The sequence below is a fragment of the Acinetobacter calcoaceticus genome (genome assembly GCF_051947995.1).
Taxonomy (GTDB): Bacteria; Pseudomonadota; Gammaproteobacteria; order Pseudomonadales; family Moraxellaceae; genus Acinetobacter.
The window spans coordinates 557,151-573,813 of sequence record NZ_JBLVVH010000001.1 but is presented as its reverse complement, the minus strand read 5'-3'; the positions used below and the strand labels follow the sequence as shown (position 1 = coordinate 573,813).

The 16,663-nt window shown below is 40.1% G+C and carries 14 protein-coding genes and 2 pseudogenes; 9 read left to right on the top strand and 7 right to left on the bottom strand.

Annotated features, from left to right (window positions below; translation table 11 throughout):
• Window positions 1–6 precede the first annotated feature (6 nt).
• The 4 genes and pseudogenes from arsB to ACNQO6_RS02750 form a co-directional block, all read left to right on the top strand.
• Window positions 7–1,050 (top strand): ACR3 family arsenite efflux transporter, encoded by a 1,044-nt coding sequence (arsB, locus tag ACNQO6_RS02765; protein WP_309346911.1) that lies wholly within the window; start codon window positions 7–9, stop codon window positions 1,048–1,050.
• A gap of 5 nt (window positions 1,051–1,055) precedes the next feature.
• Window positions 1,056–1,760 (top strand): arsenical resistance protein ArsH, encoded by a 705-nt coding sequence (gene arsH, locus ACNQO6_RS02760; RefSeq protein ID WP_309346917.1) that lies wholly within the window; start codon window positions 1,056–1,058, stop codon window positions 1,758–1,760.
• A 94-nt stretch (window positions 1,761–1,854) separates the two neighbouring features.
• Window positions 1,855–2,040 carry a hypothetical protein gene (locus tag ACNQO6_RS02755; RefSeq protein WP_005287578.1) on the top strand — a complete coding sequence of 62 codons (186 nt, stop codon included), beginning with the start codon at window positions 1,855–1,857 and terminating at the stop codon, window positions 2,038–2,040.
• A gap of 209 nt (window positions 2,041–2,249) precedes the next feature.
• A pseudogene (locus tag ACNQO6_RS02750) lies at window positions 2,250–2,516 on the top strand (lipocalin family protein); the annotation flags it as partial.
• Between the two features lie 78 nt (window positions 2,517–2,594).
• Here ACNQO6_RS02750 and ACNQO6_RS02745 read toward each other — a convergent pair.
• Entirely contained in the window at window positions 2,595–3,968 is a 1,374-nt protein-coding gene (locus ACNQO6_RS02745) for an NAD(P)/FAD-dependent oxidoreductase (RefSeq protein WP_309346927.1), read from the bottom strand.
• Window positions 3,969–4,043: 75 nt separating this feature from the next.
• Window positions 4,044–4,796 (bottom strand): hypothetical protein, encoded by a 753-nt coding sequence (locus ACNQO6_RS02740; RefSeq protein ID WP_309346929.1) that lies wholly within the window; start codon window positions 4,794–4,796, stop codon window positions 4,044–4,046.
• A gap of 81 nt (window positions 4,797–4,877) precedes the next feature.
• Here ACNQO6_RS02740 and ACNQO6_RS02735 point away from each other — a divergent pair, with 81 nt between their 5' ends.
• Together ACNQO6_RS02735 and ACNQO6_RS02730 are read left to right on the top strand one after the other, a co-directional pair.
• The gene (locus tag ACNQO6_RS02735) at window positions 4,878–5,474 is read left to right on the top strand and encodes a TetR/AcrR family transcriptional regulator (RefSeq protein ID WP_309346931.1); all 597 of its coding nucleotides are present in this window, start codon (window positions 4,878–4,880) and stop codon (window positions 5,472–5,474) included.
• A 294-nt stretch (window positions 5,475–5,768) separates the two neighbouring features.
• Complete coding sequence (locus tag ACNQO6_RS02730; RefSeq protein ID WP_309346937.1) at window positions 5,769–6,176, top strand: hypothetical protein; 408 nt, start codon at window positions 5,769–5,771, stop codon at window positions 6,174–6,176.
• 42 nt (window positions 6,177–6,218) lie between these two features.
• Here the strand turns inward: ACNQO6_RS02730 and ACNQO6_RS02725 are convergent, their stop codons facing one another.
• From ACNQO6_RS02725 to ACNQO6_RS02710, 4 genes are all read right to left on the bottom strand, one after another.
• The gene (locus ACNQO6_RS02725; RefSeq protein WP_440208026.1) at window positions 6,219–8,228 is read right to left on the bottom strand and encodes an esterase/lipase family protein; all 2,010 of its coding nucleotides are present in this window, start codon (window positions 8,226–8,228) and stop codon (window positions 6,219–6,221) included.
• 416 nt (window positions 8,229–8,644) lie between these two features.
• Window positions 8,645–9,520 carry a phytanoyl-CoA dioxygenase family protein gene (locus ACNQO6_RS02720; protein ID WP_440208025.1) on the bottom strand — a complete coding sequence of 292 codons (876 nt, stop codon included), beginning with the start codon at window positions 9,518–9,520 and terminating at the stop codon, window positions 8,645–8,647.
• Between the two features lie 205 nt (window positions 9,521–9,725).
• Window positions 9,726–10,646: an alpha/beta hydrolase gene (locus ACNQO6_RS02715; protein WP_440208024.1), complete on the bottom strand. Its 921-nt coding sequence runs from the start codon at window positions 10,644–10,646 to the stop codon at window positions 9,726–9,728.
• A gap of 68 nt (window positions 10,647–10,714) precedes the next feature.
• Window positions 10,715–12,250 carry a flavin-containing monooxygenase gene (locus ACNQO6_RS02710; protein WP_440208023.1) on the bottom strand — a complete coding sequence of 512 codons (1,536 nt, stop codon included), beginning with the start codon at window positions 12,248–12,250 and terminating at the stop codon, window positions 10,715–10,717.
• Between the two features lie 414 nt (window positions 12,251–12,664).
• Here ACNQO6_RS02710 and ACNQO6_RS02705 point away from each other — a divergent pair, with 414 nt between their 5' ends.
• Complete coding sequence (locus tag ACNQO6_RS02705; protein ID WP_004773542.1) at window positions 12,665–13,270, top strand: TetR/AcrR family transcriptional regulator; 606 nt, start codon at window positions 12,665–12,667, stop codon at window positions 13,268–13,270.
• A 245-nt stretch (window positions 13,271–13,515) separates the two neighbouring features.
• The gene (locus ACNQO6_RS02700) at window positions 13,516–14,868 is read left to right on the top strand and encodes an OmpP1/FadL family transporter (RefSeq protein ID WP_309348263.1); all 1,353 of its coding nucleotides are present in this window, start codon (window positions 13,516–13,518) and stop codon (window positions 14,866–14,868) included.
• A gap of 241 nt (window positions 14,869–15,109) precedes the next feature.
• On the opposite strand, the gene ACNQO6_RS02695 is transcribed toward ACNQO6_RS02700, so the two are convergent.
• Window positions 15,110–15,985: an alpha/beta hydrolase gene (locus ACNQO6_RS02695; protein ID WP_309348267.1), complete on the bottom strand. Its 876-nt coding sequence runs from the start codon at window positions 15,983–15,985 to the stop codon at window positions 15,110–15,112.
• Between the two features lie 10 nt (window positions 15,986–15,995).
• Here ACNQO6_RS02695 and ACNQO6_RS02690 point away from each other — a divergent pair.
• Window positions 15,996–16,613 (top strand): annotated as a pseudogene (locus tag ACNQO6_RS02690) (NucA/NucB deoxyribonuclease domain-containing protein); the annotation flags it as partial.
• Between the last annotated feature and the right edge of the window lie 50 nt (window positions 16,614–16,663).

The following is a 16,663-nucleotide window of genomic DNA, read 5'->3' as shown; positions in this document are numbered from 1 at the left end:
AATATCATGGCTCAACCAAGATTATCCTTTCTAGATCGCAACCTCACGCTATGGATTTTTATTGCCATGGCATTGGGGATTTCGATAGGTGTGTTCCTTCCGCAAGCTTCCGTTGCTTTGGATAAAATGAGTGTGGATTCCGTCAATATTCCAATTGCGATTGGTTTGATTCTGATGATGTATCCACCGTTAGCTAAAGTGGATTATGCAGCCCTACCACAAGTGTTTAAAGACAAAAAAACCTTAACTTTGTCTTTGGTACAGAACTGGGTTATAGCACCGGTACTAATGTTTGCATTAGCCATTATTTTTTTGCATAGCTATCCAGAGTATATGACAGGCCTAATCCTGATTGGGTTAGCCCGCTGTATTGCAATGGTCTTGGTGTGGAATGGTTTAGCCTGCGGTGATAACCAATATGTAGCTGCATTGGTCGCTTTTAATAGTATCTTCCAAATTTTATTTTTTAGTACGTATGCGTGGTTGTTCTTGACCTTCCTACCACCTTATTTTGGTGTTGCAGGGCAAGTGATCAATGTCGATTTCTTGACGATTACCCATGCGGTATTGGTGTACTTAGGGATTCCATTTTTCCTTGGCTTTATTACGCGATTCACTCTAGTGAAAGCTAAAGGTCATGATTGGTATCAAAATGTCTTCTTACCTAAGATAAGTCCATTAAGTATGTTGGCTTTGTTATTCACGATTGTGGCGATGTTTAGTCTAAAAGGTCATGATGTGGTGAGCTTACCGATGGATGTCTTGCGTATTGCTATTCCATTGATGATTTACTTTATCGTGATGTTCTTCATTAGCTTCTTTATGAGCAAATGGATGGGGAATGACTATCCTAAAACAACAGCAATTTCGTTTACTGCTGCTGGTAATAACTTTGAGTTGGCTTTGGCTGTAGCGATTGCAACCTTTGGTTTAGCTTCACCAGTCGCTTTTACTACGGTAATCGGACCATTGGTTGAAGTGCCGGTGTTGATTGCTTTAGTCAGTGTGTGTTTGTGGCTTAGAAAAAAGTTTTTTAAAGAAGAGGTTTAATTTTTATGGCTCTCCCAAATGTAGATATGAATCTTCTCGATCAACCTACTTTAATGAAAGTACAAGCTAAAGAGCTAAATCATTCACCACGTATTTTGCTGTTGTATGGTTCTAACCGTGAGCGTTCATACAGCCGATTGGCAGTGATGGAAGCAGGGCGTATTTTGGAACAGTTTGGTGCTGAGGTTAAAATTTTTCATCCTAAAGGCTTACCCTTACCAGAAGATGCGGACATGGAGCATCCAAAAGCCAAAGAGCTACATGAGCTTTTGGCATGGTCAGAGGGCATGGTGTGGTGTTCGCCTGAACGTCATGGCTCGATGAGCTCTATTTTTAAATCTCAAATTGATTGGATTCCATTGGCTGGCGGTGCGATTCGAGCAACCCAAGGAAAAACGTTGGCATTGATGCAGGTTAGTGGTGGTTCGCAATCTTTCAATAGCGTGAATCAAATGCGTATTTTAGGGCGTTGGATGCGGATGATCACCATTCCAAATCAATCTTCCATTCCTAAAGCTTTTTTAGAGTTTGAAGAAGATGGACGAATGAAACCATCGTCGTATTACGACCGTATCGTTGATGTGATGGAAGAGTTGTATAAATTCACGTTACTAACACGTGGACAGAGCCAATACCTCACTGATCGTTATTCTGAGCGAAAAGAGTCTGCTGAGGAGTTATCAAAACGTGTTAATCAGCGTAACCTGTAAAGAGATAACTAGATTTTAAATGGCAATTAACAACAAAATATAGATAGAAGAAAATGCAAAATAAATCTATATTTTTATTAGACAGGAGTGGGTTATGAAATATTTTTTATTAGTTATGGCTTTGTTTGGCAGCTTAAGTCTTACTGCTTGTGCTGTACATACACGTGAAGGGAGCATCGTCGTTGATCCAGAAGGTCGACTGAATGATGGCCGCTATTATGATGGTCACGGAAATGGACGTTTTTGTCCACCTGGGCAGGCGAAAAAAGGAAATTGTTAGTACTTTATCGAACTTGCTAGCATGTAATAACTCAAATCTGACCTGACAGTTACACATTTTTTAATGTGCTGTCAGATTAAATTTGAGCTAAATTTTTCTCCCCTTTAAAAATCTATAAAAGGACAATGGGAAAAAATTGGGTAAATTAAAGTTGTGTTAAAATAAAACTCAAATAAAACATAATCTTATTGATATAATTCAACTAGCGCCATTCCCAAAATAATGGGAATAGTATGCTAAAAGTTAGCTTCTTTCCTTCTGGATTACGATGGGTTCCGTTCACCAAAGGATATTATTGAGTTCTAAGGGTTGATTCTAACTATAGTGTCGCACTGGTAGGAGGCCCATCTCATAAGTACCTTTGGATTTTATCAAGAGATCCGAATCTGGATGCAGCAACGTATCAATCGTATGTGCAAACTGCACGCGATTACGGATATGATGTTTCTAAGCTGGTTCGTACTCCGCAGAAATAATAAATGAAAAACTGTCACCATTTTTATAAACTTCTAAATAAGCCCTTGATTTTTCAACGGCTTGTTTATTTGAATTTTTTATATCTCCGAATCTTTACTCATAGAGCGTGCTTTACGGTCAGTTAGACGATCATAAAAAGCAGCCGCTGAGAAAGCGGTTTTAAAAGTACACCACTGCAATGGTTCAGGAAGTGTCGAAGGCGTTTTATGATACAGGGCAGTTAAAATAGGATTCTCAACGCCTTTGATTTTCTCGGCAAGCAACTGCCCCATAAAGGATTGAGTAGCAAGCCCATGCCCAGTACAGCCAGCAACATAAATGATATTTTGATGTGTTCCTGTAGTACCTACTACAGGCAGAAAATCATATGCCACGCTAACGTAACCACTCCAGCAGTGTTTGATACCAAGACCTTGTAATGTAGGGTGACGTTCACGCAATGTCTGTGCCAGTACAGCATAGGCATTTTGATCTGGCAGATTCGGAGTCTTTGAACCATAAACATAATTTAACTTCTTCACCGTCAACACCATCGTATTGTGTGCTGTGAGACGATGGCTCTCCATCATGAGATGCGGTGTAATAATTCCTTCTCTGTTCTGCCAACCCAAAGATGCCAATTGCTTTGGAGACAATTGTTGAGTTTCAATTGCTGATACGCGTATCGGCGCAACCTTATCATGTAGTAATCCCAATTGTGGTGTGAACGCATTTGTCGCTAATACTACCATTGGGGCAGTTGCACGACCCTGTGGAGTCTTACAGGTTATTTCCGCGCCTTCACTATAAGACAGCAAGGGCGTTTTTTCATAGAGCTTAACGCCTGCCTGAATAGCCGCACGACGTAAACCGCTGACATATTTACCAGGATTGAGCGTGCCGCCACGTTGCTCACTACCAAATAGAAACGCTGGCGGAATACCGCGAGCCCGCATCTCGGCTTGATCTACAAAGCGAGTGATTGAACCCAGTTCACGTCCAACCTCCATACTGCGACGTAGCCATTTTTCCTGAGAAGGATCAATCGCAGCACGTATGATGCCAGAAGGGTTGTAATCACATTGAATTTCCAACTCGGCTAGACGCTTTTCGACGTAGCACACGGCCTCGTCATAAAAATTCACAAATTTTCGTGCATGCTCAACGCCGACGCGTTTTGCGAACATTTCAAACTCAATTCCCATACTTCCGAGCAGATAACCAGCATTACGCCCACTGGCACCGAAGCCACCAAACTCCTGTTCAAGCACAATCACTTTTGCACCACGAGCAGTCAGCTCAAGGGCAGTGGAGAGCCCGGCAAAGCCAGCCCCCACCACAATGACATCAGCACTGTCGGAACCTTCCAGTTCGGGTTGAAGATCATCTGGTTGCTCTATCCAGCCACCCAGAAGACGAAAGGGTAAAGATTTAGGGTTATAGTTCGTCATTTCTTCATTGATATGATTCATTTGCTATCCTTTTTATCTTCACCGTATTCCTGTACGGTGTTTGATTTTAAAAATAATGATGTAGTGATGTATGGATTAGTGAGCTGGAACCAATGATGCTCTTGAAAGTGTCTGAGAGCGTGCCAATGCGTCATAGGCGTAATACAACTGGATGACCGCATAAGCCCAGGTAATGAATGCCCAAGTCATAAAAATCATATGCGTATCATCGCCAGGGATCGGGAAGAAGTCATAGACGATTGCGACGGCGAGGCTGACGATTAAAGTAAATGTTGTCGCCACGGCATGCAGATTTTCCCCAGCACGTGCCAAGCAAAGAATGAAGTAGCAGAGATAGATCGCAAGAATCACCCACATGACGACGTAAAAATACGGGCGTATCCCGTCAAAGAAATCGGCCAGAAATATAACAAAAGTGCCAGCGAATGCAGCGGCGAACAGTAGCACTTCCTTCAACACTGTGGGTTTATAATTATGGGTCAGTGCCATTAAGCCCAGTACGGTAATGACGGGCATACCAAAGCTGCGTGAGAATGAATCCAGAAACATTGTAATTGAATAATGAACATGTCCACCCGTCAGCATATACAAGACAAAGTTTGTCGCAGAAAAAGCCACAATCCACCATTCTAGCCCAAGCAGATAGTTGTTCTTCTTGAGAAATTTTGCGCCGTAAATCCAGCCCGAAAGCGCCAACACAATACAGGCAACTAGCCCACAGATATTGATAATTTCCAGAATAGCGGCATGCAGCATTTCACTATCAGTTAAGATTTGTGCTGTTGTAGCGTCCATTTCGCTACCGACAGCAAGTCCCAGTATTTTCATGATATGACTTCCTTTAATTAATTGACTGTCATGTCAGTAAAATAATATGGTATGATTAATTAGTAAACATTTTTTTTATTTATGACGATGACGGAAAACAAGATAGGAAGACCGAGTAAAGCGCATGAACGGTCATATGAAATTCTTCAAGCTGCTGTTTCAGTCGTTGCGAGGGAAGGACTAGAAGGAATTACTTTTGCCAAAGTAGCTGAAGCATCAGGCATGCAACGCACGCTGGTACATCATTATTTTTCTTCACGTGCAGATCTAATCAATGCTTTTATTGAGCACTACATTGGAGAAATGGGGACTGCAATTATTCACCGGTTTAGTGGAAAACCATTGAGCGAAAGAATCGTCATGTTATTCACGCCCGAAGTTTATCGGAGTCAGGATGATTTGATTGTTTGGTTAGAACTGGTTGCGCAAAGTGCCAGAAATCCTTTGATCAAGCAGATTTTGCATGATCTTTGGACACAGCACTGGCTGCCTGATTTTGAAAATCAGTTGGCACAGGAGTATCCAAACGCAACCCAAGACGCGATTAGTTCGACTGCCTATGTACTGGCTTGTTTATTTGAAGCATATTGGGGATTCAGTGTGCAAGGCATTACCGACACACAGAAACAAAAGCAAATGGAACAAACTGTGTTAATGCTGTTGAATCGTTTAATCTGATTTTTAGCAGAATCAATTGAAAAAGGTCGCTTAGGAAATATGGCACTGAATTAAACCAGTGTTACGGACGCTTGTTTTAACTTATTCATGTATAGATGCTGTTTAGAGAGTAAATCATCATTCATCTTATTAGGAATGGGTTAGCTTAAATTGAGAGTTTTTGTGTTTGATTGAAAGGATCAAAGAGAGATTTATTCAACTAATATAAGGAGGCCCGTTCTTGTGAAAGAGGGTTACTTCTTCCACAACAATTAGTAAGATTAAAGACAAGAAAACTAATAATGCACGGTATCTATGAAGAAAAATTCAAAACTCGATCAAGATACATTATTTATTAAATTATTATTCAAATCCTCTTCCAACGTGACAGAGGATGAAATCGAGTACTATCGAAAATATCCTGATCAAATTGACCAAGTCACAGCGCCGATCAATATCCATAAAATCTTTTTATGGACGGGGGCTTTATTGGGGATTTTGGTTGTAGCAATCGCCAAGTTTCTGAAATTTTCTGGCATGTTAGTATTCTTATCCGAAGGTGTGCTTGAGTTCGTTATCGATATCATTTATGAAAGTGGCATTGCTTTGATTGGTGCGGCAGTGACCGCTTATATGCTCGGTGTGTTACTCAATAAACAACAAGAAAATGCACTGAAATGGCGAGAAGAAATTCGTAAAAGAATACAGGAAAGCGAGCAATAAAAAGAAAAAATGCTAAAGTGTTGTCACTTTAGCTTTGGATGTTTAGTTTTTCACTTTGTCTAAACCATGCTCGGTTAAATGTTGGCTCAAGATACGGCGAAGTTCCAATACCGTTTCAGGTTTTATTTGAATAGAATGCCCGCCTTTAATGATTTTCTCTGAAATCGCACCTTCTAAATGGGCACTTTTATAAGGAACAATGCCATCCGTAATCTTATCCGTATCATTACTTTTGGTGATATTACCCATGATGGAATGAAAAACTAGACCTTCTTTAGGCTGTATATCCGATGTGAGTTCCATAAATTCAGATTTATTACTCAGATCGCTAGGGCCATTTTGCAGCCTATTATTGATGGTTCTGACAAAATCTTTAAGATCATCATCATAGCTTGTCACTGTATCGGTTAACGTTTTTAAAAATGCTGAAGGCAGTCCAATAATCTTTCGTGCAGTGACGGTAAACCAGCGGTCGGCATAGCTAGTTCCACGATGAGGCGCAGCGAGGAAAATGACGCGATCAAAGTTTGGAATTGGTTCCATCTTTAAACGTTCGCCTATGACGGGATGTTTTCTCATCCGTGCTTGCACGTGGTTACTCATCATCGGTAAGGCTTCTTTTGAAATATCCGCATGACTGACTAAAAGGCGGCTAATAATTCCTCCCATGCTATGACCAATCAAAACAGCATTTTGAGATGCAGGGTCTTGGGGATTGAGAGAGGCAAATGTTTGTTTCAGTAAAGCAGAAATCTGAAAGCGGCTTTCCAGAATAGGCATATTGGTTGAGTAAAATACCTGCCAGACTTGATAATGCTCACGTAGTGACTTATCGCCCATAATTTCATTGGTCACCGCGATCCACGCCTCTGGGCTACTAGCGAGTCCATGGATCAATACAATCACTTTTTTATTCGGATTATAAGGCTCAAGCATATATAGATGGGGCATGGTCAAACGTTGATTACGGTCAATCAAGGTTAGGTAGGCAGCAGAGCCTAAGTTATTCTCCGCTAACCATAAACCATAGGGTGCAGAGAAGTTCGCAGCAAGGGAATATTCTTTATCTTCAATTTTGATCTTTTCTACAGTGTAAGGATCATAGATTTTTATTTTGAAATCAGGCCGATTGAGTATCTCGCTGAGTGTGGCTTGCTCATCGACTGGCTGGGCAATCAGCGTCGACGCAAGATAATGGGCTTCATGGATATTGGGATTAACGCCATTTGGGTAAGCATAGTTCAGTGGATCAAGAATATATGGATTTCCATTTTTGGGATCATTTTCTTTAGTGTGCAAAACCGCGACGAAATCTGCACCGAAACCATCACGACGGTTAATGGTTCTTAATCCAGAGAAGTTCATGTTGTAGCTTGAGGTAAATTTCTCAAGCTTTTTACCTTGCAGTTTAGGATAGGAATTAATATCAATCCTATAGGTACTTTCACCAATTTTAATGCTGTCTGGAATCGTCGCTGATGAATTCTTCGCACTGTACACATTTACTAACTGGTTAAGTGCCTGATTATAGAAGTCCCGAATTTGCACCTGACGATTATCAAAAATACGGTCTTGAGGCTGACGAGAGGTCTTAAACAGATAAGCATAGCTGTACCGGATACTTTTATCTAAAGCTTGCAGTTGTTGGTCTAAACATTCATTCACCTGTGGGACAGATTTAGCGCTAGTTTTAGGGTTTTTATTGATTTTGCAATCATGTGAGTCTGCAAGAGTCAGGGCTTTAGAGAGATATAACTCACTAGCGGCGGATAATAATTGTTCTGTCTGTACCTGAGGAATTTTTTCCAGATCGACAATACATGCATCTGGATTTTTCATGCACAGTTTCATGTCCATATCTGACATATAGAGCAGATTCAGGCTGGCGCCACTTAATTTATTTTGAGTGAGAATACTGTTACGTTCATTGGTAATGGTGGTATGCAGTGTCTGTTTTTTTAGGCTAACTACCTGACAACCACTTGTTAATAGAACGCTAAATACAGTCAGAATACACAGCGGCTGATATAGAGGAAATGTAATTCTTTTCATAAATTGGCCCTTCGGCATTCTGTCCAGATTGGGAAGTTTTGATGCTGGTATTATTTTGAATGTTTGTGTAATGACGATTATTAAAGTGTGGAAACAGTGTGGAGATGAGAGAATTAATTAGCTTCGATTGAGTATTTTAGCCCTATTACCGAAACCACTGACTCACGTTGACGTGAGGAAGGGTGTATATAGGATTGCATTGAAGGTAAGTTAAAATATGCAGAGCACAGTTGCATATAAACTCTTGCAGACCAGTGATTGATTTGATGGTCTAAATGAACTGATAAGGATGTGATGAAAATATTCAAAGCATCCAGAAATTTTTAAATATTAAGACGGTGATTGGTGATAAAAAACGTAAGAAAACGTTGACTTGATCGACGTTTTCTTACTTTCCAATTTCCAGATACTAAGGCTCAGATAATCCCAGTGGTTTTAAACTCCTGAACATTTAACATATCGATTGGACTCATCATCTTGCCTTCATGTTCGACAAATCCAACAAAAGTAGTGCTCATATTCCAGCCGAGTAATCCTCTTAGCTCATCTGGGAAGCTTTTAATTGTTTCGGTGGAGAGAGATAAATAATGGTTTTCTTCCTGTCTGAGAAAGCCAAGATCATAAGACATCGTGAGTCCGATACGAGGTGCATGACTGACATTGGCGCCTCCACCATGATAGGTCGAACCAATCCAGATTAAAGCATCTCCAGCTTTCATTTCAGCCGCAATCGTTTCATCTTCTTTAGGTACTCTTTGGTCATCCCACAAATGGCTGGCAGGAATGACGCGAGTCGCACCATTTTCTTCTGTAAAATCAGTCACAGCAAACATAATCTGGACTCTGGCTTCACGACCATAACCCGGATGTTGCCACATCCATACTGTATCGTCACGATGTAAGGGTTGTGCTTTTTGACCTGGCCAGATCTGAATCGCTTGAGTCACACCCACCTGAATGTCTGGATAGAGGTCAATTCTATTTTCACCACTCCATGCCTGTAGTGGTGTTTGAAGAATCGATTTTGCGGTATCTAAAAACACTGGATTCATTGCCACCAAGGGCATTTGTGGCAAGCGTGCAAATAAACGGCTCATTCGGCGGGTCTTCGTACCTGCAAAATATTCATCTTCTCCGTCTGGGATCAACTCTAATTGCTGTGATAATGTTTGATAAATATCTTGGGTTATTTCATCATTTAAAAAATTTTCAATGATGACACCACCATCTCTTTTAATAATCGAAACGATTTCATCGATTTGTGTATCTTTGCTTAATTTGACGAGTGACATAAGATTTCCTTATCCATCCTGATTGATATAATTTCAAAGCATTTAAATGAACTGCTTTGTGAGGTGATTGGTGTTCATACATAACGCTTCAGTTTTTAGTCTTCATCGCGATAGCTGATTAAATTTTTGAGGCTGTCGCAGAATGCTATGCACTTATGTATGTATTTGAATTAAAGGTTTTTCTACAATGAAAATTTATAAACTTTCATTTCTCTAGGGAGGGTGGAGCAAGTGTCTTTTTCAAGAAATTGATCTGATCAATCAGCACGGTTTCACCCCATGATTCAGTATAGAAATCAAAATGATCAATTGGATATTCCAGCAATTCAGCAGGGCCTTGAATCAGACGTGCGGTTTTTCGGGCTGGGTTCGGTGGTGCAATCTGGTCATTGGCACCAACCTGAATCAAGGTCGGGCATTTCACATTTTTTGCAAAAGCTACAGGCCGATTGTATGAAACTTCCAAAGCTGCACGAGCACAGACTTCATTCCGCCAAGTCGGACCTGCCATAGAGGTATAGCTTTCTTCGGCACCGGGTGTACTAATCATTGCAGCCGTACCGGGTTGTCCAACAATTGGAATGAGATGGGGAGGGCGTTGAGTGATGGCATGCATTAAATCTTTTATACCATGACCGATTGCAGTCGATATCTGCTTTATTCCACCGTATTGGAAGACTTGTTTTAGCGCGGCTAAACCATCAGTTGCCGGATTCATGGAGACGACAGCCGATATTTTGGGATCTTGTGCAGCAACGACTACAACATGACCACCTGAATAAGACGTACCCCACAGTGCAATACGACTTCCATCCACATGGGGTAAATTCCGTGCAGCTTCGATCGCAGCATGATAATCTTCACGTTGTTGAATATAAGATACATGCTGTCTTGGTAGTCCAGCAGACTCTCCAAATCCACGATAATCAAATGAGAAAGTATCAAAACCTGCCTGACTGAAGGGTTCGGCAAAATCGAGTAATCCCGTATCTATGGTACCACCGAAACCGTTACCCAAAATAATACAAGGCCGTCCTTGAGAAGACTTGTATTCATCCGATTTTGCCGGGATGTACCATGCGGAACAGGTAATTCCTTTACTTGTAAATTTAATATTTTCCATCATATTTTCCTTGATTAATTTCTGTCTCTTATCTGTTTTTTTTAATAAGAGATGAAAATGTGAGTCGCATGTTAAGCCTGAATTTTGATCTGTTCTGGCATTGTTTCTGTGGTAACAACGCTTGGCTTTTTCTTCGGCTTAATCTGGTTAAAACTTAGTTCTTTATCGAAAACAGGACCCTTACGAAGTCGCTCAACATCGAATTTATAATCTTGTTTTACAATCCATGGGCCTTGTGTACCTGCCATTGGAAATTGTGCGATGCTTCGTTGAATGTAGCCTGAGTTCAGGTCTACAAATGGAATGCGTTTCATGCTTTTATCACTGATGACGGGTGTGAATGTGGCGTACTTATTTTCATCCATGTAATCCAGTAATCTACAGAAGTGTTTCCAGACCAGATCAACTTTTAAGGTCCATGCCAGATTGGTGTAGCCGAATGCGAAAGCAAAATTGGGAATGTCGGATAACATCATTGATTTGAAAATCGTGGTCTCTGGATAAGCGATTTTTTTTCCGTCCACAATCAATTGTGTCTTGCTAAATGCGACCGCATTAAGGCCTGTAGCAGTCACAATAATATCGGCTTCCAGCGTTTTTCCTGATTTAAGTAAAATGCCTTCTTTACTAAAACGCTCAATATGATCGGTGACTACAGATGCTTTACCCGCAGAAATCGCTTCGAACATATCGCCATCGGGGACAACACATAAACGTTCATCCCACGGATTGTATTTCGGTGAAAAATGAGTGGCGACATCAAAGTCTTTTGGTAGATTTCGCTGGACATCCGAGATTAAAAAGCGACGCATCAGCTTTGGAAAGCGACGACTTAAATTGTAAACGCCCCGCGTCAAGGCAATATTTTTACGACGGATCAGATCGAAAGCACGTTGTGGCGAGAGAATACCATTGAGAGTATTCGCGATTGCATCTGTACTTGGCGCTGCCATGACATAGCTTGGTGATCTCTGGAGCATGGTAATATGCCCGACCTTGTCAGCCATCGCAGGAATTAAGGTCACGGCTGTCGCACCACTACCAATCACCACCACCTTTTTGCCAGAATAATCAAGGTTTTCTGGCCAGTGTTGAGGGTGAATAATGAGTCCTTGAAATTCCTCCGCTCCCTTAAACTCAGGTGTATAGCCATTATCATAGTCATAATAACCTGTACTCATCAGTAAGAAGCGAGAGCGGAAAGTGGTTAAAGCTTTCTGATCTTTACGCTTCACTTTTACTGTCCATAGGCCTTCAGAAGATGAGAATTCGGCACTAGTCATATAATGGCCAAAGCGAATATGAGATTCGATGTCATTCTCAGTGATCGTTTCTTTTAAATAATTACAGATCATTTGAGCACTGCCAAAAACCCTTTTATTGGTCCACGGTTTAAAGCCAAATGCAAAAGACTGCATATCTGAATCTGAACGAATGCCTGGGTAACGGAACAGACTCCATGTGCCTCCAATTTCGTCGCGGCCTTCGAGCAAAGTGAATGTGGTATTCGGTCTATATTTTTTTAGATGGTATGCTGCGCTAATACCTGAGATCCCTGCGCCGATAATTAAAACATCAGTAATAGCAATTTGGTCTGATGTACTCATATCTTTTTCCTCTTCACACAATTTTAATAAATTGAGCATCAGTTAGATTTCCTAAGATGATGATTTTTATAATCTTCATTTTCCCTGATGAACAAAGTCCTTGATCTAGTCCACATTCACTTCGATTTAAATCGAGTGAAGTCTAGGCATGTGAATATTATTAAGCCAATAATTACACACTGTCAATGACTGTGTGTAATTATTGCGATATTGTCTTTCGAGTTAAGAGGGAATAAAGAGGAAGGGGAAATTTGGTCGAGTTAAGGTACTGAATTTTATAATTTATATTTTATTTTTTAATGAGTTGTTTTTTCTGATTTTAAGCGGATAGAGGGAACGCACAATGGTACAAAGACTTGTCGAAAGATTTATTAATACCTACAATGACGCCATGCCAATAGGAAATGGGACCATATGACAACTTCTCGCCGTAGACCTAAACATGATCCAAAAGAATCTGAGCGAGAAATATTAGAGGCTGCTGAACAGTTTTTAAATGAACATCATTTTCGTGACCTCAATATTGATGAGGTTATGCGCCGTACAGGTTTAAAACGCCCAGCTTTTTATGTCCATTTCCGTGATAAACACGATCTTACGCTTCGTCTTGTTGAGAATATTGCCCGAGAATTATTTAATATCACGGAACGGTGGTTGGCAGGAAATAATCTCCAAGACGATCTAGAGCGTGCCTTAGTCGATTCTATAAATGTCTATATACAACATGGTCGTTTATTAAGGGCCTTTGTCGAAGCAGCAAGTGGAGATGAACGCGTTGATAGCGTCTATCGAGCAATCATTCAAGATTTTATCAAGGCGGCTGCTCAACACATAAGAGCAGAACAACAGGCAGGAAATATTAAAAAAAATTTAGATATCGACGAAACAGCAAAAGCGCTGATATGGCTCGAAGAGCGTTATCTTTCCGAAGCATTCGGACGTTCATCTCCTGTAGAACCTGAGGTTGTTATTCGTGTACTTCGAAATATCTGGACTTCAACGCTTTATGAGAATAAATAAAACATTATCTGCAGTTTAAAATTTTAACTAAAAAATTTTATTTATTAATTGGTTGTATTAAATATAAAAGTCAGGTTAGCAATTTCTCTGCATAAATTACACATAGTCATTGACACTGTGTAATTTATTTATCAGTATATTCTTTATCCATTTCATCTGGTCTTCATGATGGTAAATGGATAAGGAAATATCTCATCATTTGTGCGATTGAACAAAAAATTATAATTTTCAGGATGAATTTAATAATGGAAAAATCTGTATGCAAGGAGAGGGTGGGCTTCTCTGGATTATTCTCGAAAACTAGAGACGTAACTCGAAATAATGGTTTAAATGGCTCATCTTCTAAGATCCATCGGTTCGGATTAGCTCCCATTATTTGCGGCATAATCGGTGTGCTGATCAGTGATCATACCCAGGCTTCCGCACTTGATCAGTCTGGTCAGTCGATACTGCCATTTTTAGAAAATGGTCATTATTTTGAAGCGAATGCATTTGCTGTCGATGCTTCAGTTTCTGGTGTTGTGCATGATCGTCCAAATCTTGTGCGTGCAAATCAAAGCCGTGATACAGGTGATATTGGGCAAAATGTGCAATTTTATACAGCTGCATTGAAGTTACAATTAACCGATCAGGTTAGTTTCGGCCTGCTTTATGACCAACCATTTGCGGCAAAAACTGCATATCCACTTCGCGCCAACAATAGCTATTCAGATAATGATTTTAGTCAGGAAGGTACATCTGTAAATGTGGAAAGTCAGGATTTAAGTTTCATTTTTGGATATTCACCTTTTAATAACTTCCAGATTTATGGAGGGCCTGTTTATCAGGAGGTTAAAGGAAAAGCTTCTTTCCGAGGTATGGCCTATACAGAGGCTTTCAATGGTTATGAAGCGAATTTTAAAGAAAAAGGAGAGTTGGGCTGGCTGGCTGGGGTGAGCTATCAAATTCCAGAGATTGCATTGAAAGCGGCGTTCACGTATCGCTCCAAAATCAAATATGAATTTCAGGTCGATGAAAGTATATTTGGCGAACCTTTGCAGTATGTCGATGCCACAAAAACGACAATCGAAACCCCTCAGTCTGTCAATATCGATTTCCAGACTGGAGTTGCCGAACACACAATTGTTTATATGAATTTAAGATGGGTAAATTGGAAAGATTTTAATATTCGCCCAACTCAATATAACGCACTTACCGCAGATTATCTGAATGAGCTTACGGGAGGTACATATAAGGAAGGCGTTGATTTAGATTCGTATCAAAAGGATCAATATAACGCCACAATAGGAATAGGTCATCAATTTACAGAAAAATGGAGTTTTGCCACCGATGTTGGGTGGGATTCTGGAACGGGTAATCCTGCTTCTACACTGGGGCCAATGAAGGGTTCATGGTCTTTAGGTGTGGGTGCGCAATTCAATCCTGCTCAAAATTATTTTATCGCCGCTGGTATTAAATACTATTGGTTAGGAGATGCCAAGTCCGAAGATGGTGCCTACTATTTACCTATCGATGGGATTAAAGAACTGGCAGAACAGGCGGAGTTTAAAAATAATCATGCTATCGCTTATGGTTTAAAAATTGGTTATCGGTTCTAAATGTAAGAGAAAGAGTGGTTGAGTTCAGCCACTCCTTAAAAATACAAAAAATGCATGAGGTCAATATTGGGTAAATTTGTTTTTTATAAAATTAAAATAAAACATCATGTTATTAATCTAGTTCAACTGACGCCATCCCACCAAAATATTATTAGAAATTATTCGATCATTTAAAAAGAATAACTATTCCAAAACACAAAAGGAAGCACATGTACTTACTTCCTTTTGTGTAAGAGTTGAATTAAAGATGTTTTTGAAAAAATGGAATAATTTTATCCAAAGCTTGTGCAACAGGTTCTGGTTGGTCGTATAAGTCGTAATGACTTGCACCTTTGACTACCAATAAATTTTTATCTTTAGAAGCAGCTTTGTTAAACAATTCATAACCATCTCGATGTGAACCAAAGGCACCAGGCACTTCACCAATGACAATCTGTAAAGGTTGAGTCAATAGATGCTCTGCTAAATGAAAAGCATCAAAGACAACAGCAGGTGCTAAACTTGAAAAACGAAGTTTATTTGGAGAACCTTCAGCTTGTCCACGAGATGTTTTGTAGTAATTCACAGCTTCATTGATATCAATATCTGCTATGCCAGCTTGTTCACGTTCTTGTTGTGAGTTAGGAATATATTGAGTAATAAAGGCATCCGCACCACGAGCTTCAGCGGTACGCTGTGCGGCAATTGCTTCTAAAGTTTTAATTGCTGCATCTGGGCTATAATCGCCTTCACGCATAATTCGGCCATAGTTCCCAGCCACAACAGTTGCAACTGCTTTGAAGCGACGTTCAGTCATAGCTGCATTTACTGCATATCCACCACCACCACATACACCTAATACACCAATACGATTTTCATCGACATAAGTGAGAGTTGTTAAATAGTCAGCTGCACAACGAAAATCCTCTATACGTGTTGCAGGATCTTCTGTGAAACGTGGTTCACCGCCACTTGCACCTTGATAAGATGCATCAAATGCTAAAGTAATAAATCCAGCTTCAGTGAGTTTTTCACCATAGATTGTGCCAGCAGTTTGTTCTTTACAACTACTAATTGGATGGGCGCACACAATCGCCGCATATTTATTGTTTTCATCAAAATCTTTTGGAAAACGTATAGTTGCAGAGACATCAAATCCTTTATTTTTATCTCCTAGTGTTAGTTTTCAGGTTGCAAAAGTAAAAGAATCTTTCGACAATGCAGGTTATTTAGATCCAGGCCTATATAATCCTAATGTAAGATGTGATATTGGGAAGGCTAAATTAAACACACAGGGCTGTGTTTATCCCAATGCACCAGCGATTATGACCACAATTAAACTTTCTGATCCTGATGTAGATGAATCTGCAAAGCATATTAAAGAAGCTTTTTTAGCAGGGAAACCGGGGGAGTTTATTGCTAGTGCACCAAACTCACTATTTAGAACGTCAAATTCAACACCTTTACATCGTATTAGAGATGCAGGAAAACGCAAAGAACATCGAGCCATTTCCGTTAAAAATTGTAAGGCAAAATATGGTCCAACTGTGGGTTCGAAATGCTTCTTTACAGGTGATTCTGATGAAGTTGCAACGGATTGCGATTGTGATGAATTTCCATTTGCGGCAACAGATGAAGGTGGAGCAGAAGCTTCAGTGAAAAAGATTGACGCCTCTGATAATCGGAGAGCAGGTGCTCGTTTAGGTGCTTTTTTTAGTGCGGAAAGAGTGCTAGATCAAGATGAATTCTTTTTAAAAGTTGATTAATGACCCATTTAAAGAGGTATCTCAAATCAGAGCTACCTCTTGGACTTATA